Raw genomic sequence first — 22,976 nt, 5'->3', positions numbered from 1 at the left:
GTTGAAACTACTGGACAACATGACGGTACGCCTCAGCTGGATGCTGGTGCTGGCGTTTTTCAGCGTGGTGGTGGCGGGTCTGGGCGTGCTGGGCCTCTATGCGGTCCATCATGCCGAGCACAATCAGCGCCAATTGGTCGAGTTCAACCGTCAGCAGCAGGAGGATCTCCGGCAGATCGTTGCCTTGCAGGGCATCGCCCTCCGCCTGCAAGAGCTGCTCCAGCGGCTGGGCGACGAGCAGACCCGGCTGGGCCAAGCTGTGCAGCGCGAGCAGGCGAGCGGCGCGGCGCAGTCCGGCAATGACGTGGCCGTGGCGGCGCTGACCTATCAGGTGGACAGGGCCGCTCTGGAAGGCGGATTGAAAAGCCTGCAGACCGACCTGGAGCGCTTCGTCGCTCAGCCGTGGGCTACCGAGCATGCCGAACAGGTGCAGACAGTGCGCAAGCGCTTCGCCAGCCTGCTCGATAACGGGCTGCGTCCGCAGATGCAGGAGCTGGTCAAGCGCAATCCGGCGATCGCGGCCCATCATGGTAACGCCGTCAAGATGGACAGCATGCCTTTCCTGCATGATCTGGAGAAGCTAGGGCAGGCGCTAGCCAGCGACCGGCCCATCCCGCAGAGCGAGTTCGTCTGGGTCGAGACGGCGATCGAATGGGCCATCTACGCGGCCCTGTTCGTCTCCGTGCTGACCGTCGCCGTCGTGCTCTGGGGGGTCACCGCCAACGTGCTCCGTCCACTGCAGCGGGTGGTAGAGCACTGCGAGCAGATCGCCTCCGGCGACCTGGCCGGCCACATCGAAGTGCACAGCACCAACGAGATCGGCAAGCTGTTCGCGGCCTTGGCCGATATCCAGCAGCGTCTGGCGCGGACCGTGGGCACCGTGCGCCAGAGCAGCCGCCTGATTCACGAAGGCGCTCAGGTGATCGCCGAAGGCAGCCGCAGCCTCTCGACGCGCACGGTGCAGCAGTCCGCTTCGCTGGAGAACACCGCCTCGAGCATGGAGCAGTTGACCTCCACGGTCAGCCAGAACGCCGACAACGCCCAGCAGGCAAACGCCTTGGCCGATAGCGCCGCCGAGGTGGCCAGGCGCGGCGGTGCCCTGGTCGACCAGGTGGTCAGCACCATGGGCGGAATCAGCGACAGCTCGCACAAGGTGGCGGAGATCATCAAGCTGATCGACTCGATCGCCTTCCAGACCAACATCCTGGCGCTGAACGCCTCGGTGGAGGCGGCGCGTGCCGGCGAGCAGGGCCGCGGCTTCGCGGTGGTGGCCGGCGAAGTGCGTAACCTGGCCAGTCGCAGCGCACAGGCCTCGAAAGAAATCCGCGACCTGATCACCGCCTCGGTCGATCAGGTCGATGCCGGCAGCAAGCTGGTCGCCCAGGCCGGCACCGCCATGCAGGAGATCGTCGAGTCGGTGCAGAAGGTGGCCGATATTATGGACGAGATCTCTGCCGCGTCCCGCGAGCAGAGCAACGGCATCGCCCTGGTCGACAAGGCGGTGCTGGAGATGGATGCCGTGACCCAGCAGAACGCCAATCTGGTCAAGGAGACCAACCAGGCGGCCGACGAGCTGGTCGGCGAAGCCCGTCGCCTGCGCGAGGCGGTGAATGGATTTCTCATCAACACGGCCTGTGAGACGGATCTTTCCACATCCCGGGAGCTCGACGCCTCCTGGGCGCAACGCCAATACGAGAATGCCGCGCGTGAATTGACGCAGCGGGAACTGCCGGTCGCCTTGCAGCAAGGTCGGACCTCTTCCGAGGCCGGCGATGACTGGCAGACGTTCTGAACGCAACCCATGAGTGGGCGGCAACGGACCGCCCACCACTTCGTGATACGAAGGAAAAATTCGCATGCGCAACAATCGGCCCGTTACCCAACGCGAGTACGAGCTGCTGGAGGACGACTTCCTGATTTCGCGGACCGATCTCGAGGGGCGGATCACCTATGCCAATCCCGCGTTCATCAAGATCAGCGGGTTCACCTACGAGGAGCTGATGGGGGCTCCACACAATCTCGTCCGCCATCCGGATATGCCGCCGGTGGCCTTCGCCAATCTCTGGGAAACCGTCCGCAAGGGAGTGGGCTGGAACGGCATCGTCAAGAACCGCCGTAAGAACGGTGACTATTACTGGGTCCGCGCCAATGTCACGCCCTATTACGAGGGCGAGCAGCTGGTCGGCTATACCTCGGTGCGTGTCAAGGTTTCGCGCAAGGAAATCGACACCGCCGAGCGGGCCTATCGGAGCATTTGCGAGGGGCGCGGCAAGCATCTGGGGCTGCTGCGCGGGACACTGGTGCGGCGTGGCTGGCGCGGTTTTCTCGAGCGTCTGCAACTGGGCTCCCTGTCCATGCAGCTGGAGCTGATCGTCTCGACCGGCGGGATGCTGCTGCTGGCCAGCGGCATGCTCGGCTATTTCGGCCTGCAGAGCGGAGACAAGGAACTGGCCGAACTGCTGCTGCAGATCCAACTGGGGCTGGTCGCCTTGGGAATGATCTGGCTGATCGTGCTGGCGCGCTCGACCGTCCGCACCCTGGATCGCCCGCTACAGGCCTCCATCGCCTTCATTGCCCAGTTGGCCGCCGGCAATCTCATGGTGCGCATGCCCGACTACGGCAACGGCGAAATGGGTCAGATGACACGGATGCTGGAAACCATGCGCAAGAGTCTGGTGAGCATCTCGGCAGATGTGAACGGCAGCATCGACACCTTCACCAATTCCGCCCAGACGATCGCCAGGGACAACCTGGCGCTGCATGCCCGCACCGAACAGCAGGCGGCCTCCCTGCAGCAAACCGCCGCCGGCATGGAGCAACTTGCCGCCACCGTGGAGCAGAATTCCGCCAACGCCCGCCAGGCCAGCCAATTGGCTCAGGAGGCCACGGGGCTGTGCGCGAGAGCGGCCAGGTGATGGGGAAAATGGTGAATACCATGGGGGTGATCACCACGACCTCGCAGAAGATGACCGAAATCATCAACGTGATCGATTCGATCGCCTTTCAGACCAACATCTTGGCGCTGAACGCCTCGGTGGAGGCGGCGCGCGCCGGCGAGCAGGGCCGTGGCTTCGCAGTGGTGGCCGGTGAGGTGCGCAACCTCGCCAGTCGCTCGGCGGCGGCCGCCAAGGAAATCCGCAGCCTGATCGACAACTCGTCGCGACAGATCACCGAGGGCGAGCATCTGGTGCGGCATGCCGAGCAGACCATCGAGGGCGTGGTGACGGCGGTCGCCCGGGTCAACGACATCATGGAGGAGATCGCCGCCGCCTCCGCCGAGCAGAACAGCGGCATCGGCCAGGCCAGCCAGGCCGTCGCGCAGATGGACGAGGTGACCCAGCACAACGTTCGCCTGGTGGAGTCGGTGGCTCAGCAAGCCGCTTACCTGGAGCGTCAGGCGACCGAGGTACAGCGTGCGATTTCCGTGTTCCGGGTAGCTGGGGTCGGTTCGCTCTCCGATGGCGGAAAGCTTTCTCCGCGGCTTTCGGAAGGCGGGCATGGTGGCGCGGAGCGGCAAGGCGTCCAATGGCGTGCCAGGGGTCAGGAGCGGGAAAGATCTTGAGCGTTCCACAAAACCCCGAGCCGCTGCCCTTGGGCGATCCGCTGGGGCGCGATCTTGTACTGACCGATGTCGATTTCGAGCGCATCTGTCAGTTGATCTATCAGCGTGCGGGCATCGTGCTGGCCGCCAACAAGCGCGAGATGGTCTACGGCCGTCTGGCCAAGCGCCTGCGGCTGCACGGCATCAGCCACTTCTCGGAGTACCTGGAGCGCCTGGCCCGACAGCCCGCGGCGCGGGAATGGGAGGCCTTCACCAATGCGCTGACCACCAACCTGACGGCCTTCTTCCGCGAGCCGCACCATTTCCCGCTGCTCGCCGAGCATGTGGCCGGCCGCCGCGAGCCGGTGCGGATCTGGTGCGCCGCGGCCTCCACCGGCGAGGAGCCGTACTCGATCGCCATGACCCTGATCGAGGCGCTCGGTCCGCAGCTGGCCAGCCAGGCGCGGATCGTCGCCAGCGATATCGACAGCGACGCGCTGGCCAAGGCGCGGACCGGCGTGTATCCGCTCAAGCAGGTCCTCGAACTCGACGAGCAGCGGGTCAAGCGCTTCTTTCTCAAGGGCAGCGGCGGCCGGGAGGGGCTGGCCCGGGTGCGCCCGGAACTGACGAGCATGGTCGATTTCCGGCAGATCAACCTGCATGCGCCGCGCTGGGACCTGAGCGGTCCGTTCGATGCGATCTTCTGCCGGAACATCATGATCTACTTCGACAAGCCGAGCCAGGCGCGCATCCTCAAGCGCTTCGTTTCCTATCTCAAGGACGATGGCCTGCTGTTCACCGGTCATTCGGAAAACTTCACCTACCTCTGCGACGACTTCAGGCTGCGCGGGCACACCGTCTACACCCTCGCTCACAAGCCTAAAGTTTGACGTCAATCAACCGATATACCGAAAACATGCAGGCCGAACGGCCAGCCCAGCCCGTTACCGGGCTGGGCTGGCGACTGGCTGGGCCTTTGAAAAGGAGATCCGTCATGGGCAGTCCCAAGATCCGAGTGTTGTGCGTCGACGATTCGGCGCTGATACGCGACCTCTTGAGCGAAATCATCAATTCGCAACCGGACATGGAAGTGGTGGCCGTCGCTGCCGATCCCCTGGCCGCCCGCGACCTGATCAAGCTACACAATCCGGACGTACTCACCCTCGACGTCGAAATGCCGCGCATGGACGGTCTGGATTTTCTCGAGCGGCTGATGCGTCTGCGGCCCATGCCGGTGCTGATGGTGTCGTCCCTGACCCAGGCCGGTTCGGAGGTCACCCTGCGTGCTCTGGAACTGGGTGCCCTGGACTTCATCGCCAAGCCGCAGATGGGCATCCGCCACGGCATGCTCGACTACAGCGAGCTGATCGCCGAGAAGATCCGCGCTGCCGCCCGCTCGCGTCCGCGCCAGGCACCCTCGACCGGCGCTCCGCGGCCGAAGGCGCTGCAGGCGCCGATCCTCTCCAGTGAAAAGCTGGTGATCATCGGCGCCTCCACCGGCGGCACCGAGGCGATCCGCGCCGTGCTCGAGCCGCTGCCGGCCAACAGTCCGGCCATCCTCATCGCCCAGCACATGCCGGGCGGCTTCACCCGCTCCTTCGCCGAGCGTCTGGACCGCCTCTGCAACATCGCCGTCAAGGAGGCCGAGGACGGCGAGCGCATTCTGCCCGGGCACGCCTACATCGCGCCGGGAACCGCCCACCTCAAGCTGGCACGCAGCGGCGCTAACTATGTCGCGCGGCTGGACGACGGCCCGCCGGTCAACCGCCATCGCCCGTCGGTCGACGTACTGTTCCGCTCCGCGGCGGAGAACGCCGGACGCAACGCCATTGGCGTGCTCCTCACCGGGATGGGCAAGGACGGCGCGCGTGGGCTCCTGGAGATGCGCCAGGCCGGCGCCTTCACCTTCGCCCAGGACGAGGCCAGTTGCGTCGTGTTCGGCATGCCGCGGGAGGGTATCGCCCTCGGCGGAGCATGCGAGGTGGTATCGCTCGACTACATGGCCGAGCGGATTCTCAAGCAGGTGGCCGCTTCCGGGCGGGCACAGCGGGTTTGATCTTTCGACCGTTTCGTAGTCGCCAAGGAGAATTGCATGTTGGGTTTCTTGCGTAGCCTGAGTATCAGGGCGATCGTCACCACCACGCTGGCCTGTTTTGCCTTCCTGATCGGTATCGTCGCCGCGCTGGGTTACTTCAGTACCCATGGTGCCAACCAGGCGTTCGAAGAGCGGGCGCTGACCGCCACACGTTTCAATCTGGTGCTCCAGACCGATCTGTTTCGACTGAAATCCTTCACGCGCCTGCTGCTCGGCGGCAAGCTCGCCGCCAGTGCGCAAATCGACGATTCGGTCAGGGAGCAGTATCGGGCGGCGACCCAGAAATGGATCGATGGGGGGCGCAAGACGCTGGCGGACCTCGAGGCCATGCCTCCGTTCGCCGAGGAGAGGGGGCGCGAACTGTTCGGACTGGCGATTGCGAGCCTCAACGAGTCTCTGGCGGGAAGCGAACGGCTGCTGGAAGCCTGGAGCGCGGGGGATGGCGCGACCTTCAACCGGCTCGAAATAGACATGACGGAGCGGCTGGCGCCAAAGACCTTCAAGGCCGTGGCGGATATCACGGCCTATCTTGCCATCGAGGACGATCGGCAAAAGACCGAACGTCGCGACGAGATCGTGATTTCCGCCACCCTCGGTGGGCTCGCGCTGATCGTCGCCCTGTTCCTGATGCTGGCCCTGCGGGCGATGCTGATGGGCTTCGTGGTCCGCCCGGTGACCGAGGCGGTGGGATACGTGCAGCGTCTGGCGCGGGCCGACCTGTCGCAGCCGATCCCGGTGACCTCGGGCAACGAGATCGGCCAGCTGCAGGCGGCCATGCGCGAGATGCAGGAGAGCCTGGTGCGGATCGTCGGCAGCGTGCGCGCCGGCAGCGGCTCGATCCTGGTCGGCGCGCAGCAGATCGCCAGCGGCAACGCCGACCTGTCCTCGCGCACCGAGCAGCAGGCGGCCTCGCTGGAGGAAACCGCGGCGAGCATGGAGCAGTTGACCGCGACGGTGAAGCAGAACGCCGACAACGCCCGCCAGGCCAGCGCGCTGGCCAACGACGCGTCGGGCACCGCCGGGCAGGGCCGCGAAGTGGTCGGCCGGGTGGTGGAGACGATGCGCGAGATCAGCGACAGCTCGCAGCAGATCGCGCAGATCGTCGGGGTGATCGACTCGATCGCCTTTCAGACCAACATTCTCGCCCTGAACGCCTCGGTGGAGGCGGCGCGTGCCGGCGAGCAGGGCCGCGGCTTCGCGGTGGTGGCCGGCGAGGTGCGCAACCTGGCGGGTCGTTCGGCGGAGGCGGCGCGGGAGATCAAGGCGCTGATCGAGGCCTCGACCAAGCGGGTCGGCGACGGTTCGCAGCTGGTCGAGCAGGCGGGCCGGACCATGGAGGAGGTGGTGAAGGCGGTGCACCGGGTGACCGACATCATCGACGAGATCTCGGCGGCCTCGCACGAGCAGAGCGAGGGGATCGGGCAGGTGAACACGGCGATCGCGCAGATGGACGAGGTGACGCAGCAGAACGCGGCGCTGGTGCAGGAGGCGTCGGCGGCGTCGTCCTCGCTGGCCGAGCAGGCGCGGCATCTGGAGGAGGCGGTGGCGGTGTTCCGGCTGAGTGCGGAGCAGCAGCGTGCGCAGCCGCAGGAGAGCCGGCTGGAGCGGAGTGCCGGAGCGCCGGCGGTGCAGGCTCGCCGAGCGGAGCAGCACAGGCCGGCAGCGGCGAAGGAGCGCGCCAGGCCGGTTGCGGCCGTCGCCGAGGAGCAATGGGAGGAATTCTGATTGAGGTGCCTGGCAGGCCGGGCATGAACGAATCGTGCCGGGGCACAGGCTCCGGCCACGGCTCTAGCAGGCTGGTACGCACGGGTGTCAGCCGGGCCGCAGGAGATGATCCTGATGCCAATGAGATGTGTCGCTTGCAAGCAAAATTTTAAGTTTTAAGAAGGCAGTCGCCCCGGGCGGGCGTAGCGGCCCCGATTGCAAGGCTGTACCGGCAGCCAATGAGGAGATATTGATGGTGGGTTTCTTGCGTGGTTTGAGTATAAAGGCGGTGGTCACCGCTACCCTTGGCTGTTTTGCATTGTTGCTGGCCATAGTCGCCGGACTGGGGTACGGGGGGACCAAGCTGGGTGACCAGGCCCTCGTGGACCGCACCCGAACCGCGACCCGGATCGATCTGTTGCGTCAGGCCGACATGCTGCGCCTGAAGGCCTTCGCGCGTCTGGAGGCCTACGGCAAGATGAACCTGGTCGCCCAGGTCGCGCTTGCGGAGCGGCAGAAGCAGCAGGCCGAGCTCCACGAGCTGATCACCGACGCCGGCAAGACCCTGGCGGACTTACAGGCTATGCCGTCGTTCGCCAAGGAAGACGGGCGCAAGCTGCTCGAGAAGGCTGCCGTGAGCCTGGCCGAGTCGCTGGAGAGCCTCGATCAGCAACTGCAGGCCTGGGCAAAACTCGACACCACGGCTTACGACCACCTCGAAAACGACATGATGTTCAAGAGCGGTCCGCAGATCGCTAAGGACATAGCGGACACCATGGCCTACCTCGAGGCCCATGGTGAGCGTCAGTTGGCCGACTATCACTCCAGCCTGATGACCTTCGCCGTCATCGGCGGCATCTCCCTGGCCTTCGCCCTGTTCCTGATGCTGGCCCTGCGGGCGATGCTGATGGGCTTCGTGGTCCGCCCGGTGACCGAGGCGGTGGGATACGTGCAGCGTCTGGCGCGGGCCGACCTGTCGCAGCCGATCCCGGTGACCTCGGGCAACGAGATCGGCCAGCTGCAGGCGGCCATGCGCGAGATGCAGGAGAGCCTGGTGCGGATCGTCGGCAGCGTGCGCGCCGGCAGCGGCTCGATCCTGGTCGGCGCGCAGCAGATCGCCAGCGGCAACGCCGACCTGTCCTCGCGCACCGAGCAGCAGGCGGCCTCGCTGGAGGAAACCGCGGCGAGCATGGAGCAGTTGACCGCGACGGTGAAGCAGAACGCCGACAACGCCCGCCAGGCCAGCGCGCTGGCCAACGACGCGTCGGGCACCGCCGGGCAGGGCCGCGAAGTGGTCGGCCGGGTGGTGGAGACGATGCGCGAGATCAGCGACAGCTCGCAGCAGATCGCGCAGATCGTCGGGGTGATCGACTCGATCGCCTTTCAGACCAACATTCTCGCCCTGAACGCCTCGGTGGAGGCGGCGCGTGCCGGCGAGCAGGGCCGCGGCTTCGCGGTGGTGGCCGGCGAGGTGCGCAACCTGGCGGGTCGTTCGGCGGAGGCGGCGCGGGAGATCAAGGCGCTGATCGAGGCCTCGACCAAGCGGGTCGGCGACGGTTCGCAGCTGGTCGAGCAGGCGGGCCGGACCATGGAGGAGGTGGTGAAGGCGGTGCACCGGGTGACCGACATCATCGACGAGATCTCGGCGGCCTCGCACGAGCAGAGCGAGGGGATCGGGCAGGTGAACACGGCGATCGCGCAGATGGACGAGGTGACGCAGCAGAACGCGGCGCTGGTGCAGGAGGCGTCGGCGGCGTCGTCCTCGCTGGCCGAGCAGGCGCGGCATCTGGAGGAGGCGGTGGCGGTGTTCCGGCTGAGCGCGGAGCAACAGCGTGCACAGCCGCAGGAGACCCGGCTGGAGCGGAGTGCCGGGGCGCCGGCGGTGCAGGCTCGCCGAGCGGAGCAGCACAGGCCGGCAGCGGCGAAGGAGCGCGCCAGGCCGGTTGCGGCCGTCGCCGAGGAGCAGTGGGAAGAGTTTTGAGTGGGGCGACCGCCCGACAGGTCGATGACGAAGGGGCGCTTTCCGTGCCCCGTTTTGCATGCCACGGCGGGTGTCGACGAACTGCCCGCCCTTGATTGCGAGGGGACCATAAATGACCGACAAGAACATGAGCATCCTGGTGGTGGACGACTTTCCGACCATGCGCCGGATCGTCCGCAGTCTGCTCAAGGAACTGGGCTTCAACAACGTGGAGGAGGCCGAGGACGGCCAGGACGCGCTGAACAAGCTGCGCGGGGGCGGTTTCGAGTTCGTGGTGTCGGACTGGAACATGCCCAATCTGGACGGTCTGGAGATGCTCAAGCAGATCCGCTCCGACGACGGGCTCAAGCACCTGCCGGTGCTGATGGTGACTGCCGAGGCGAAGAAGGAGAACATCATCGCCGCGGCGCAGGCAGGCGCCAATGGCTATGTGGTCAAGCCTTTCACCGCCGCGACCCTGGAGGAAAAACTGAACAAGATCTTCGAAAAACTGGGTAAATGAACTCGGGGGAGGAGGCAGGTCCATGAGCGCCAACGAGCTGAACGGGGCGGGTTGCAGCGCCAACCCCGAGGATTTGATCCAACGTATCGGTCAGCTGACCCGGATGTTGCGCGACAGCATGCGCGAACTGGGGCTGGACAAGGAGATCGAGAAGGCGGCCCAGGCGATCCCGGATGCGCGCGACCGTCTCGGCTATATCGCCGCGATGACCGAGCAGGCTGCCGACCGGGCGCTCAACGCCGTCGATCGCGCCCAGCCGATCCAAGACGAACTGGCTGAGGGGGCGAAGGCGCTGGACGAGCGCTGGCAGGCCTGGTTCGCCGATCCGCTGGAGCTGGATCAGGCCAAGGCGCTGGTCACCGACACCCGTGCCTATCTGGCTGCCGTGCCGCAGCTGACCCAGGCCACCCAGAGCCAGCTGCTGGAAATCCTGATGGCCCAGGACTTCCAGGACCTGACCGGCCAGGTCATCAAGAAGATGATGGAAGTGATCCAGGAGATCGAGCACCAACTGGTCCAGGTGCTGATCGACAGCGTGCCCGACGGCGACGAGCAGGCGGTCCTGAAACGCCTGGCCGAGGCCGAGTGGGAGCCGGTCGACGATCACAAGAAGCTGCTCAACGGGCCGCAGATCAAGCCCACTCCGGGCGATGCGGTGGCCAACCAGGATCAGGTCGACGATCTGCTCGCGCAGCTCGGCTTCTGAGGAGCGCTGCCTCCAACCTTCGACTCATCGCGAACAGGGACTGGGCTCCCCCTCGCTCCTACAGGCCGGACGCGCCTTGCAGGAGCGAGCTCGTTCTCGATGTCTTGGCTTCGGTTCCGTAGGATGGATGGCCACCCCGTGGAAAATTCGCGCAGCGATTTTCCACCGCGGCGATCACGGTGGGAAAGGCCTTCGGCGGCCGTTTCCCAGCTTACCGACCAGCGTGGGTTCGGCGATGGGTTTGATTGCCTGTGCCAATCGCGACATAAGCACGGAATTCGTTGTGCTGTTCGGGTGATGGCCTTTCGGTACGGCCATGCAGAATGGCCGCCGTTCATCTGCACGAGTCGCCAGCGGCGCACCGGTGGGCCATGGCTGACGAGAGCAGCGATCAGGAAAAGACCGAAGCGGCGAGTCCGCGACGCCTGGAAAAAGCCCGGGAAGAGGGACAGGTCGCCCGTTCGCGCGAGCTGACCACCTTTCTGCTGCTGCTGAGCGGTGTGGCGGCGCTTTGGGGGATGGGCGGGGTGCTCCGTGAGCGGCTGGCCCAGGTCATGGAGCAGGCCCTGCTGTTCGAGCGCACCCAGGCCTTCGATACGGCCCGCATGCTGGCGCGTTTCTGGGAGCTCGGCGAGAGCACGTTGTTCGCGCTGCTGCCGCTGTTCCTGCTGATGGCGGTGATGGCCTTGGTCGCGCCCTCGCTGCTCGGCGGTCTGCTGGTTTCGGCCAAGGCGCTGCAGCCGCAGCTGGCGCGACTCAATCCGCTCAAGGGCCTCAAGCGGATCTTCTCGACCCAGGCACTGGCCGAGCTCGGCAAGGCGATCGCCAAGACCGTCCTGGTCGGCTGGGTGGCGGTGTTTTTCCTGAGGAAATACAGCGGCGAGCTGATGGCGCTGTCCGGCATGCCGATCCACCAGGCGCTGGCCGATGCTATGCGTCTGATCGCCCTGTCCTGCGGGATGATCGTGCTGGCGCTGATCCTGGTGATCGCCCTGGACGTGCCCTACCAGCTGTGGAGCCACGCAAAGAAGCTGCGCATGAGCAAGGAGGACCTGCGCCAGGAACACAAGGAGTCGGAGGGCGATCCCCACGTCAAGGGGCGCATCCGCTCGCAGCAGCAGGCCATGGCACGCTCGCGGATGATGAGCAAGGTGCCGACGGCCGACGTGATCGTCACCAACCCTACCCGTTTCGCCGTCGCGCTCAGCTACCGGGACGGAGAGATGGGGGCGCCGCGGGTGGTCGCCAAAGGCACCGACGCGGTGGCCGCGCGCATCCGCGAGCTGGGCGGCGAGCACGGCGTGCCGCTGCTGGAGGCCGCGCCGCTGGCGCGGGCGCTCTACTACCACGTCGATCTCGACCATGAAATCCCGGTCGAGCTGTATACCGCCGTGGCCGAGGTGCTGGCCTGGGCCTACCGCCTGCGGCGGGTGCGCGAGGAGGGCGGCGAGATGCCGGAAACCCCGCGCGACCTGCCGGTGCCGGCAGGCATGGACGAGCGCATCCGGCGCGACAAAGAATCCGAGGAATCGCAGACCTGATGAAAGCACTGACCGATCTACTGGGCCAAGGCTCCTGGCAGGGGCGGGCGGATTTCAAGTTGCTGGCCGGGCCGGTGCTGATCATCCTCATCCTGTCGATGATGATCCTGCCGCTGCCGCCCTTCGTCCTCGACCTGTTCTTCACCTTCAACATCGCCCTGGCGATCATGGTCCTGCTGGTAAGCATGCTCACCGAGAAGCCGCTGGACTTCGCCGCCTTCCCGGCGATCCTGCTGTTCACCACCCTGCTGCGTCTGTCGCTGAACGTCGCCTCCACCCGCGTGGTGCTGATGGATGGCCACCAGGGCACCGGCGCCGCCGGCAAGGTGATCGAGGCCTTCGGCGAGTTCCTGGTCGGCGGCAACTTCGCTGTGGGCTTGGCGGTGTTCCTGATCCTGGTGATCATCAACTTCATGGTCATCACCAAGGGCGCCGGACGTATCGCCGAGGTGGGCGCGCGCTTCACCCTCGACTCCATGCCCGGCAAGCAGATGGCCATCGACGCCGACCTGAACGCCGGCCTGATCGGCGAGGCGGAGGCCCGTCAGCGGCGCCGCGAGGTGGCCCAGGAAGCCGAGTTCTACGGCTCGATGGACGGTGCCAGCAAGTTCGTCCGCGGCGACGCCATGGCCGGCATGGTGATCATGGCGGTGAACATCGTCGGCGGCCTGCTGATCGGCATGCTGCAGCACGACATGGCCTTCGCCGACGCAGCCCATACCTACGTCATGCTGACCATCGGCGACGGCCTGGTGGCGCAGATCCCGGCGCTGGTCATCTCCATTGCCGCCGGTGTCACCGTCTCGCGGGTGAACACCGAGCAGGACGTCGGCCAGCAGATGCTCGGCCAGCTGTTCAGCCGGCCGCAGGTGCTGATGCTGGCCGCCGCGGTGATCGGCCTGCTCGGCCTGGTGCCGGGGATGCCCAACTTCGTTTTCCTGCTGTTCACCGCGCTGCTCGCCGGCCTTGGCTGGTGGCTGAGCAGGCGCGAGCAGGAGCGGCTGGTCGAACAAGTGGTCAACGAGGTGCCTGTGGCCAGGATGGAGGCCCCGGAGGCCAGCTGGGACGATGTGCAACTGGTCGATACCCTGGGCCTGGAAGTCGGCCACCGGCTAATTCCGTTGGTGGACAACCGCCAGCAGGGCGAGCTGCTGGCGCGGATCAAGAGCGTGCGCAAGAAGTTCGCCCAGGACATCGGCTTCCTGCCGCCGGTGGTGCACATCCGCGACAACCTGGAGCTGGGCCCGAACGCCTACGTGATCACTCTCAAGGGCGTGGAGATTGGTCGTGGCGAGATCCATCCGGGCAAGTGGCTGGCGATCGATCCTGGCCAGGTCAGCGGTCGCCTGGAGGGCGTCGCCACCACCGATCCGGCCTTCAACCTGCCGGCGACCTGGATCGATACGAGCCTGCGCGAGCACGGGCAGATCTACGGCTATACGGTGGTCGACGCCAGCACGGTCACCGCCACCCACCTCAACCACCTGCTGCACCGGCATGCCGGCGACCTGCTCGGACGCAGCGAGGTGCAGCGCCTGCTGGATAAGCTCGGCGAGGAGAACAAGGCTCTGATCGAGGAGGTAGTGCCCAAGCTGGTCCCGCTCAGCACCCTGCAGCGCATCCTCCAGGCCCTGCTGGAGGAGGACGTGTCGATTCGTGACATGCGCACCATCCTCGATGCTCTGGCCGAGCATGCCGCCGCTCATCCGGGCGATGTCCAAGAATTGACTGCCTTGGTGCGCGTGGCGCTGGGGCGGGCCATCACCCAGCAGTGGTTCGGCAGCCGCAGCGAATTGCACGTCATCGGTCTCGACCTGCAGTTGGAGCAGGTACTCCTGCAGGCGGTGAACAACGGTGCCCTGGAGCCGGGCCTGGCCGACAACCTGATGCAGCAGACGGAAAGTGCCCTGGCCCGCCAGGAAGCCAATGGCGAACCGCCGGTGCTGGTGGTGCCGCACCGGCTGCGCGCGCTGCTCTCGCGCTTCCTGCGCCGGCGCCTGCGCCATCTGGTGGTGATGTCCCTGGTGGAGTTGCCCGACGACCGCGCCCTGCGCGTGACCAGCCTGATCGGAGGGAAATGATCCATGAGCATCAGACGTTTCGTCGCGGCCAGCAGCCGCGAGGCCATGCGCCAGGTACGCCAACTTCTGGGCGAGGACGCCCTGATCCTGTCCAACCGTCCCGTCGCCGAAGGCGTGGAAATCCTCGCCCTGGCCGAGGAGGAGCAGCAGGCTGTCCAGGCCGCCGCTGCCGCATCTCCGACCGCTCCCGTGGACCATCGACAGACGGCCGGTGTCGCCCCGCCGGGGCGGTCAGCCATGTCCGTGCCGGCAGCGGATGCCGTCGACTTCGCCGCTCTTGGCCAGCGTCTGCTCGACGAGATGCAGGACATGCGCGCCTTGCTCGACCGGCAGATACAGGCTCCGGCGGCGAGCGGCGGCTGTCGCGGGCCGCTGCGCCAGCGTCTGCTGGGCGCCGGTTTCGGTCCCTGCCTGAGCGACGAGGTTCTCGCCGGCCTGCCGGTCGAGCTGGCCAGCGGCTCCGCCGCGGCACCCGCCCTGCAGGCCTGGCTGGAGCGCCAGTTGGAGGTGCGCCTGCCGGTGCTCGAGGACGAGGCTGGTCTGCTCGACGAAGGCGGGGTGATCGCCCTGGTCGGTCCCACCGGGGTGGGCAAGACCACCACTGCTGCCAAGCTCGCGGCGCGCTACGTGATGCGCCACGGTGCCAGCCAGGTGGCGTTGATCAGCACCGACAGCTTCCGCATCGGCGCCCACGAGCAACTGCGCATCTACGCTCGCCTGCTCGACGTCGAGGTGCACACGCTGGCCGCCGTCGCGCCGCTGGAGCCGCTGCTCGCCGGCCTGGCCGGCAAGCGTCTGGTGATCATCGACACGGTCGGCATGAGCCAGCGCGACCGGCGCCTGCTCACCCAGATCAACCAGCTCGGCGCCGCCGGGCGGCCGGTGAGCTTGATGCTACTGCTCAACGCCGCCTGCCATGGCGACACCCTGGAGGAGGTGGTCGGCACCTACCAGCGTGCCGCCCTGGCCGCCGGCACCCGGCTGCGCGACTGCATCGTCAGCAAGTGCGACGAGGCTGCGCGGCTCGGCCCGGTGTTGGACATCCTGATGCGCCACGGCCTGCGCCTGAACTACCTGTCCAACGGCCAGCAGGTGCCGGAAGACCTGCAGCCAGCCGAGGCCCGGCCGTTGCTGCAGCAGGCGCTGGCGGTCAGCCAGCCGTCGCCGTTCGTTCCCGAGGTCGGGGCTGACGGCGCCGGGCGGCGCCTCGACAGCTGGTCCCGCGGCCTGGTCGGCCGTGGCCGCAGCCTGACGGCCGCGCTCGAAGGGCTGCGCCGCGAGCTGGACGGCTTCGCCCTGCTAGAACGCGCCTGGCGTCTGGCCGCCCTGCCGGCCAGCGTGCAGGGGGAGCGGCTGGCCCGGCTGCTGGAGGTGTGCGACGACGAATCCGATGAGGACGGCGCGCGGCAACTGCTCTGGGGCGGTGGCAAGCCGGTGCCCGGCGCCACCTGGAGCATGCCGCTGCTGAGCCTGGACCCGGAGGGGCGTCTGCAGATGCGTCCCTGGCTGGCCCATCGGCTGCCGAGCGGGCACGAGCAGCGTCTGGACTGGGCCTTCGAGCGTCTCAGGGCGCGCCGCCATCTGCTGCCGGCGGTGCCGGAGGGTGGACTCCTACGCGCGCTGGCGCGGCTGCGCAGCCCCTGGATCGGCGCCGCCAGGTCCGGTAATCGGGTCGAGTTCCAGGGCGAGCGTCACAGCTTGGCCCGGCTGGCCGCCGTCGCCGAGCCCCATGACAGTCTGCAGCTGCGCCACCGCGGCCAGCCGCGGTGGCTGGAGCTGCAGCATCTGCCGGTCAGTCTGCGTGCTGCCGGCGAGCGCGCCGGAGACGCGATGTCCTGGCCGGTCGAGGCCTGGTTCGGCACCCTGCGCGATGGCGACAGCGGCCAGTCGCTCGGCCAGCGGCACTGGCTGGCTTGGTCGTCGGAGCCAGGCCGCCGGACGCTCGTCGAACAGGCCGACGGGGTATGCCTGCTGCTGGCCTGCGACGATCTGCCGGCGCTGACCCAGCGTGCCTGGCAGGCTCTCGGCGAGGTCCAGGGAGCGCCGCAGACGGAGCTGCGGCTGTTCTTGGCCGCCGCGCTGGCTGCCGGCGCCTGCCGTCTGGATCGGTCCGCCGAGGACTGGGCGATGGATCTGCGCGCCCGGCTGGCCGGACTGGGCAGCGGGCGGCGTCTGCGCGGTCCCGCCCAGCAGCTCGATGCTCTGCTGCATCTATTGGTCGCCGGCGATGCCTTTCGCCAACTTGGCGGCGAGTTCGGGCACTGATGGCCGCTGCGGAGGATGGCGACGGCTTCGGCCCGCTCGACCAGGCCGCCGGGCTGCGCCGCTGGGCGGAGCAACAGGGCGCGGGCGGTGGGGAGCTATCCGCCGCCGCGCTGTCCTCAGGCTCTCCCGAGGCGCCGCGCCCGACCCTGATGGTGGTCGGCCTGCCGAGCGGTGCGCAGCGCCAACGGCTGGAACGGGTGCGCCGGACCCTGCAGCGATGGCAGGCCAACGGCCATGCCTGGATCGGCGATCCGGCCCGCTGGCAGTTGGTCGCCCTGGATGCGGACAGCCCGCACCTGCACACCTTGGCCTGCCAGCAGCCGCGCTGGGCCCTCTGGGTCGAAGGTGATCCGGACAGCTTCCGCCGCGCCTATCAGTGCCTGCGCCGCCTGCGCGAGGGCGGTGGGCCGAGCCGGTTGCTGGTGCTGCATCCGGGGTTCGCCTCGCACGCGGGACTGCTCGACAACCTGCGCCAGGCCGCGGGCGCCTTCCTCGAGATCGAGTTGCTGCTGCTGGCCGAGCGGCCGAGGGGGCACGGAGGATGAGCGGGCGCGACCGACTCGGGGCGTTCGTGCTGAGCGGGCTTCTCGGCCTGCTGCCAGTCATGCCGGCATCCGTTGCGGAGGCCGCGCCGGGCAGCTGGCAGGCACGGATTCCCGGCTTGCGCCTCGCGGTACCTGGCCGGGAGAGCGCATCCGTCCCCCTGCCGCCGCCGGATCTTGCTTGGCAGCGGCGCCTTGCCGGGGTGCGCTGGAGTTTCGAGCTTCCGCTTGGCGCGGCAGTTCGGGCTTGGCTCTGCCATCCGGAGCGCTGCATCGAGCTGCCCCGCAGCCGGGGACGCAGTTCCGCGCTGGCCGGGCTGGATGCCGGGCAGCCGCTGCAGTTCCGCTTTCGCCTGGCGCCGCATGCCGAAGCGCAGCAGGTCGAGGAAATCGAACTGCTCGTCGAATATCGCTGAGCGGGGGCTCAGCCGGTTCGCAAAGCCCGGAATAGCCCGTTTCCCCGGCGACTGTTCGGGGCTTTCAGGGTTCCTCCGCAAGGCGAGAATGCCGAGCGGAGAGCCTCCGTTCGGCCAGGGCCGGCCCCGGCAGAGTCGGATGGGACAGGCCGTCTTTCGTCAGCTCCAGGTCAGTGGAATGTATACGGCACAGGGCAAAATCAGACAGCGCGACCTGCTCGAGCAGCATCTGCCGCTGGTGCGCCGGCAGGCTCTGAACCTGCAGACCAGGCTTCCGCCCAGCGTCGAGCTGGACGACCTGATCCAGGCCGGCACGGTCGGTCTGCTCGACGCCTTGTCGCGCTACGACGCCGGTCAGGGCGCCAGCTTCGCCACCTTTGCCAGCCAGCGTATCCGCGGCGCGATGCTCGACGAGCTGCGCAGTCGCGACTGGGTGCCGCGCAGCGTGCGACGCAATGCCCGAGCCCTGGAGAACGCCCTGCGTCAGCTCGAGCAGCGCCTCGGCCGGCCCGCCGAGGAGCGCGAGATCGCCGCGGCCATGGGGCTGGAGCTGGCCGAGTACCGGCAGTTGCTGCTGGACAGCAACGGCAGCCAACTGCTGGCCATCGACGAGCTGGGCGAGGACGAGGTGGACGCGATGAGCGTCGGACACTATGCCTCGCCCTTCGCCGAGCTGGCCGAGGGGCGTGACATGGAGCGGCTGGTGCAGGCCATCGAGGCGCTTCCGGAACGGGAGAAGCTGGTGCTCGGCCTGTATTACCAAGAAGACCTCAATCTCAAGGAAATTGGCGCCGTGCTGGGCGTCAGCGAGTCGCGTGTCTGCCAGTTACACAGTCAGGCGGTGGCCCGCCTGCGCAAGGGGCTGGCCGGATAGCCGTCATATGCCGGCCTGTCGCGGTCGGCGCAAGAGCATCAGAACAGGGCGCCGACAGGGGAGGACGCCGGGCAGATCATGAAAATGGCACAGACCGACGATGCCTATGCACGCATCGACAATCCAGACGAGTGTCGTGCGTTGCTCGAGCAGTTGTGCGAGCGGGGGGGCGCCCAGCTGGAGGGACTCGCGCCGGACAGTCCGTCCGTGCCCGTCCTGCTGATGGAGGTCGCCGCCGGGAGGCGGCTGATCCTGGACCTGACCACGGTACCCGCCGTGGCCTCCCATCTGGAGGCGGGGCAGGCGTGGCGGCTTGCCGGGTGGGTGGCTGGAACCCAGTTGCGCAGCGCGCCGCTGGGCATGTGGCAGCGGCTGGCGGTAGCGGGCCGCGTTCAGCTGGCCTGTACCTGGCCGGAATGGCTGGAGACTCGGCATCGGCGGAGCACTTTTCGCGCCAAGCTCAACGCCCACATGGTAGTGGATGTGGAGGTGCAGATGGGGGCTGGCGACCGTCCCTACCTCGGGCGCCTGCGGGACCTGTCGCTGGGGGGCTGCCAAGTCGAGCTGCCGGCCAGCGCCGCCCCTGATCTGCAGGTCGGACAGGATCTGCAGCGGCTCGGTTTGCGCTTTCCCAATGGTCAGCAGCTGGAGCTGAGTGGCCAGATTCGCCATCGTCGGCTCAATGCCGGCTGGCAGACGCTTCGCTTCGGCTGTGCCTTCGCTGCTCTGGGGGCCGCGGAGGAGCGGCGGCTCTGGTTCTATGTGCGGGAGATCGAGCGGGAAAGCGCCCGCAGCGGCACGGAGGGCGATCCTTCGCGCATGCCCTCGTCGCTGTTCGTTCCTGCGAGCGAGGCGGCGCCCGGCGCCCAGCGTCCGCACGGGCTGGATTATGCGACGCCGATGGCCCGGCGTCTGGCGCGTCTGGCGGTGTACCTCAACGGTCTGCTGGTGCAGTTGCAGCAGGGGAGCGAGATCGACCCGGCACAGCTGTCCTGGCATTGCGACTTTCTGCTCGGCTTGCTGAACGAGGAGCGCGAAGCCGTGCTGTTCGCGGTGAATTGCCTGGTGGACGATCCGCCGCTGATTCAGCATTGCATCGCCGTGGCCACGCGCCTGAGCGACTTGGCCCGCAGTCGTGGCCTGCCGCCCGATCTGGTCAAGAGCATCTGTGCCTGCGCTCTGGTCCACGATCTGGGAAAGGGACTGTTGCCGCCTTCGCTGATGCGCAGCGACTCCTTCGACGATGGGCAGCGTGCGGCCTTCGCGCAGCATGTGCCGCTGCTGCGCGAGCGGCTGGTGCGCTGCAAGTGGCTGGCCGAGGCGGTGATCCGGGGCGTCGTCGAAGAGATCAACGAGCGTCTCGACGGCAGTGGGTACCCGCGGAGCCTGGGCGCCGAGCAACTTGGCGAGCTGGCGCGGATCGCCGCCGTCGTCGATGTGATCGACGCCATGGGACGGGCCCGCCCGGATCGCACAGAGCAGACCATCAGCAGCGTCTATCGTCAGTTGATCGGCCGCGAGGGGCAACTCGACAAGCGCTGGTGCCAGTATTACGCACGGCATTTCGGGCTGGTCCCGATCGGTTCGCTGGTGCGATTCAGAGAGGGCGGCCTGGGCTGGGTCGAGCGCCTCGACCGCAAGGGTGCCATCCTCCAGGTCCGCTTGACCGATCAGCCCTCCCTGCGTGGCGCGACCCTCAGTGCGCCTATTTCGGGGAGCGAGCTGGCCGCTCTGGGCGCCATTGAGGGCATCGTCCTGCCTGAGGCGAGCTGCTGAGAAACTCTAAGCGCAGTCCCAGGCTGGACTGCGCTTAGAGCCTGTTATTAACCCGTTCGTTTCTTGATCAGCCGAGTGTTGCCAAGGCCTTGAGAGCAGTCGGCAACATCAGGCAAACAAAGGCTATGAAGTGAAAGCCCGCCAGCGTCGAGGCCAGGCGCTCGTAATCCCGACTCAGTCTTCGAAAGCGGGCCATCCAGCCGAAGCTGCGCTCGACCACCCAGCGCCGGGGCAGCAGGATGAAGCCCTTCTTCGCTTCCGTGTGCTTGATCACTTCCAGCTGGATGCCATGCGCCTCTGCCTGCCGGGCCGCCGACTCGCCGCTGTAGCCCTGGTCGGCGAAGGCAACCTCCACCGCCTCACCGGTCACCCGCTGCACCTGCTCGGCGAGGGCGGCCACCTGGGCGCGGTCCTGTTCGTTGGCGGGCGTCACCCGCAGGGCGAGCAACTGCCCCAGCGTATCCACGGCCATATGCACCTTCGAGCCCTTGCGGCGTTTGGCCCCGTCATAGCCGGCCCGTGCGCCGCTTTCCGGCGTCGACTGCAGGGTGCGGCTGTCGAGGATCACGGCGCTGGGCTGAGCCTTGCGCTTGTCCGCCACCCGGATCAACTCGCGCACATCATGCAGCAGTTCCTCGAAGACGCCGGCCTCGATCCAGCGTCGGGTCTGCTGATACACCACCTGCCACGGCGGCAGATCATGCGGCATCTGCCGCCAGAGCAGGCCGCCGCGGACGATGTAGCGCAGGGCATTGAAGACCTCGCGCAGGCTGTGGACGCGATGGGCGGAGGATTCGGGCATCAGCGCCAGATAGGGCGCCACGAAGGCCCACTCCTCATCGCTGACATCGGTGGGGTAGGGTTTTCGGGTTGTCGTCTGCATAACTGCAAACGATAACCAAAGCAGTGGTTAATAACAGGCTCTAGGCTTGTTCCCGCAGCAGAACCCCGCGCAGTTGTTCAAGGCTTTCGGCGATCCGCAGCACTTCCTCGCTGGGGATCTGCCGGATCAATTCGCCGCTCTCGCGGTCGACGATCTCGGTGACCACTCGCGGTCCGGGTTCCTTCAGATGAAATTCTACCCCGTAGCTGCCCAGCACCTCGTTGATGCGCTGCACCGGCTCGACCAGCTCCTCGCGGGCGACCAGCGCCGGCTGCGCACCCTCGGCCTGCGCCGCGGCGCTGCCGGCGGCCGGCGGCAGCTCGTCCAGGGCGTTTTCCAGGCGCTGGCGCGGGGTGAGGCTGGCCAGGGGCGAGCTGGAAAGGGGGGCGGTATCGTTCAGGGGCGAGCTCATGGGGGTTCTCCTTGGAAGACGGACAGATCCATGACCCTTTATCGGATGGGGGTATGGAAACTTGAGGCCGGACGGCGCGGCAGGAGCGGTGTGCGGAGTAGTGCGACCGGCTAGATCGTCCTTGTCCGGGATGGCCACACATGCGGAGCTTTTCGACGAGTAAGACGCCTCATTTGTTGGCGAGGCGGGTCTTGCCCCTGAGCGCTCAATGTATCTCGACGTTTGTTATTGCCAAGGCAATCTGCCTTTGGACGTCGGCTATGGCATGTGTATGTTCCTGTCGCTGCTCCATTGCCCGCGCCTGCAACTCGTGCAGGGCGATGTAGTCGGCTTTCATGGTCGCGCTGCAGCCGGTGGTTTCGAAGCGGTGTAGCAGAGCTGCTATCTGGGAAAGCAGGATGTCCAACTCGTCGATGAGGCGCTGATGGTCGGCAGTGTTCATGGCTGGGGCTCGACAAGCTGCTCTTTGGCGGATGTGTAGATCCATCCTCCTTTTTCTACTCGTTTGAAAACAACAAAGCGCCAAAAGGCGCTTTGTTGTTTTTTCGGAGGACGGGTTCCGAAGAACCCGCCTTGGCGCTATTGCCAATTAACCCAGCAGGGACAGAACGCTCTGCGGGATCTGGTTGGCCTGGGCCAGGACCGAGGTGCCGGCCTGTTGCAGGATCTGCGCCTTGGTCATGTTGGCCACTTCCACTGCGTAGTCGGCATCTTCGATGCGCGAACGGGCGGCGGACAGGTTGGTTTCGTTGGTCTTCAGGTTGGTGATGGCCGAATCGAAACGGTTCTGGATGGCACCGAGGTCGGAGCGCAGGGTGTCAACTTCTTTCAGTGCGTTGTCCAGCGCTGCCAGGGGGTCAGCGGTCAACTGGTCGCCGAGGGTCACTGCACCGGTAGCGGTGTCGACTTCGGCCTCGTAGTAGACGTCGTTGCCGTCGGCATCGGTACCCTTGACCACATAGCCGCTGCCGTCTTCCATGGCGAAGACTTGGGCGCTGTCACCGACCAGGCTGGTGTCCAGGCCGGAGGTGTCGATGGTAACTGCTGGATCCGGGTTGCTGAGCTGATCCAATGCAGAACCCACATCGGCATCAGTAGTGGCGTTTGCAGCAGCGGAAGAATCGTAGGTCACAGTGCCGGCAGCGAAATCAACGGTTGCAGTGACATAGTCGTTGGCGCCGCGCTTGATGTGATAGCTGCCATCGGACATCAGATGCAGAGTCGGCTGGGTTGCGACATTGGCGTCGGAGCGGCCAGTGATGTCGTCGGCCTGCATGACCACGCCGCTACCTACATGGACTTCCTGGCCAGCAGCAGCAGTTACAGTGCCGCCGGGGGCTGCTGCGGTGCTGGAGTCGAACTCCAGGGCATTGGTTGTCGTGTTATAGGTGGCTGCAGCAACAGTAGCACCACCATCGGAGGAAACATACAGCTGATCCGGGTTAGCGTCGTCTACATAGACGGCCCAGGTAGCAGCACCTGCCGTGTCAGTGAAGCTAAAGTCTTCCAGATTGCGCGAAGACGGAGCCAGTTCAGTCGTCGCAGTAGCTGCCAGATCCTCGGTGTTGAGGGTATTGGTAACATCGAAGGAGGCCAGACCCAGGGTGGTCTTGTTGATTTCCTTCAGGTTGATGCTGATGCTTTCGCCATCGTTGGC

General features: G+C 66.7%; 18 protein-coding genes and 1 pseudogene (1 of these 19 only partly in view). 15 read left to right on the top strand and 4 right to left on the bottom strand.

What is annotated here, in order from left to right; genetic code table 11:
- The first annotated feature begins 1 nt into the window (after position 1).
- The 15 genes and pseudogenes from Atro_RS03550 (at position 2) to Atro_RS03480 (ending at position 20,024) form a co-directional block, all read left to right on the top strand.
- Positions 2–1,792 (top strand): methyl-accepting chemotaxis protein, encoded by a 1,791-nt coding sequence (locus Atro_RS03550; RefSeq protein WP_497926461.1) that lies wholly within the window; start codon positions 2–4, stop codon positions 1,790–1,792.
- 64 nt (positions 1,793–1,856) lie between these two features.
- Positions 1,857–3,562, top strand: a pseudogene (locus Atro_RS03545) (methyl-accepting chemotaxis protein).
- A gap of 23 nt (positions 3,563–3,585) precedes the next feature.
- The gene (locus Atro_RS03540; RefSeq protein ID WP_497927595.1) at positions 3,586–4,431 is read left to right on the top strand and encodes a CheR family methyltransferase; all 846 of its coding nucleotides are present in this window, start codon (positions 3,586–3,588) and stop codon (positions 4,429–4,431) included.
- A gap of 104 nt (positions 4,432–4,535) precedes the next feature.
- Positions 4,536–5,597 (top strand): protein-glutamate methylesterase/protein-glutamine glutaminase, encoded by a 1,062-nt coding sequence (locus Atro_RS03535; protein WP_497926460.1) that lies wholly within the window; start codon positions 4,536–4,538, stop codon positions 5,595–5,597.
- 36 nt (positions 5,598–5,633) lie between these two features.
- On the top strand, positions 5,634–7,361 hold the full coding sequence (locus tag Atro_RS03530; RefSeq protein ID WP_497926459.1) for a methyl-accepting chemotaxis protein: 1,728 nt from the start codon (positions 5,634–5,636) through the stop codon (positions 7,359–7,361).
- Between the two features lie 232 nt (positions 7,362–7,593).
- Positions 7,594–9,321: a methyl-accepting chemotaxis protein gene (locus Atro_RS03525; protein ID WP_497926458.1), complete on the top strand. Its 1,728-nt coding sequence runs from the start codon at positions 7,594–7,596 to the stop codon at positions 9,319–9,321.
- A gap of 112 nt (positions 9,322–9,433) precedes the next feature.
- Positions 9,434–9,823, top strand: coding sequence for a chemotaxis response regulator CheY (gene cheY, locus Atro_RS03520; protein WP_131339421.1), 390 nt, complete (start codon positions 9,434–9,436; stop codon positions 9,821–9,823).
- A gap of 22 nt (positions 9,824–9,845) precedes the next feature.
- Positions 9,846–10,529, top strand: coding sequence for a protein phosphatase CheZ (cheZ, locus tag Atro_RS03515; protein WP_497926457.1), 684 nt, complete (start codon positions 9,846–9,848; stop codon positions 10,527–10,529).
- Positions 10,530–10,900: 371 nt separating this feature from the next.
- The gene (flhB, locus tag Atro_RS03510; RefSeq protein ID WP_497926456.1) at positions 10,901–12,070 is read left to right on the top strand and encodes a flagellar biosynthesis protein FlhB; all 1,170 of its coding nucleotides are present in this window, start codon (positions 10,901–10,903) and stop codon (positions 12,068–12,070) included.
- On the top strand, positions 12,070–14,151 hold the full coding sequence (gene flhA / locus Atro_RS03505) for a flagellar biosynthesis protein FlhA (protein WP_497926455.1): 2,082 nt from the start codon (positions 12,070–12,072) through the stop codon (positions 14,149–14,151). The genes flhB and flhA overlap by 1 nt, the downstream gene beginning before the upstream one ends.
- A gap of 3 nt (positions 14,152–14,154) precedes the next feature.
- Entirely contained in the window at positions 14,155–16,416 is a 2,262-nt protein-coding gene (gene flhF, locus Atro_RS03500; RefSeq protein ID WP_497926454.1) for a flagellar biosynthesis GTPase FlhF, read from the top strand.
- Positions 16,416–16,961, top strand: coding sequence for a hypothetical protein (locus Atro_RS03495; RefSeq protein WP_497926453.1), 546 nt, complete (start codon positions 16,416–16,418; stop codon positions 16,959–16,961). Before flhF ends, Atro_RS03495 begins: the two co-directional genes overlap by 1 nt.
- Positions 16,958–17,374, top strand: a complete 417-nt coding sequence (locus tag Atro_RS03490) for a flagellar protein FlhE (protein ID WP_497926452.1) — start codon at positions 16,958–16,960, stop codon at positions 17,372–17,374. The genes Atro_RS03495 and Atro_RS03490 overlap by 4 nt, the downstream gene beginning before the upstream one ends.
- A gap of 178 nt (positions 17,375–17,552) precedes the next feature.
- Positions 17,553–18,248, top strand: a complete 696-nt coding sequence (locus Atro_RS03485; protein ID WP_497926451.1) for an RNA polymerase sigma factor FliA — start codon at positions 17,553–17,555, stop codon at positions 18,246–18,248.
- Between the two features lie 78 nt (positions 18,249–18,326).
- Complete coding sequence (locus Atro_RS03480; protein ID WP_497926450.1) at positions 18,327–20,024, top strand: PilZ domain-containing protein; 1,698 nt, start codon at positions 18,327–18,329, stop codon at positions 20,022–20,024.
- A 67-nt stretch (positions 20,025–20,091) separates the two neighbouring features.
- Here Atro_RS03480 and Atro_RS03475 read toward each other — a convergent pair whose 3' ends face one another.
- The 4 genes from Atro_RS03475 to Atro_RS03460 all read right to left on the bottom strand — a co-directional run.
- Positions 20,092–20,907, bottom strand: coding sequence for an IS5 family transposase (locus Atro_RS03475; protein WP_497926216.1), 816 nt, complete (start codon positions 20,905–20,907; stop codon positions 20,092–20,094).
- 40 nt (positions 20,908–20,947) lie between these two features.
- Positions 20,948–21,319, bottom strand: a complete 372-nt coding sequence (locus Atro_RS03470) for a flagellar protein FlaG (RefSeq protein ID WP_497926449.1) — start codon at positions 21,317–21,319, stop codon at positions 20,948–20,950.
- A 205-nt stretch (positions 21,320–21,524) separates the two neighbouring features.
- Positions 21,525–21,761, bottom strand: coding sequence for a hypothetical protein (locus Atro_RS03465; RefSeq protein ID WP_131339404.1), 237 nt, complete (start codon positions 21,759–21,761; stop codon positions 21,525–21,527).
- A 147-nt stretch (positions 21,762–21,908) separates the two neighbouring features.
- A protein-coding gene (locus tag Atro_RS03460) for a flagellin N-terminal helical domain-containing protein (RefSeq protein WP_497926448.1) crosses the window boundary here: on the bottom strand, positions 21,909–22,976 show its 3' portion. Its footprint extends 363 nt past the window's final position; the window shows 1,068 of its 1,431 coding nt (coding positions 364–1,431); its start codon lies beyond the right edge, outside the window; the stop codon is at positions 21,909–21,911.

This window comes from Azotobacter tropicalis, assembly GCF_059739045.1.
The sequence above is the reverse complement of the archived record's forward strand: the minus strand, read 5'-3'. Positions and strand labels throughout refer to the sequence as shown.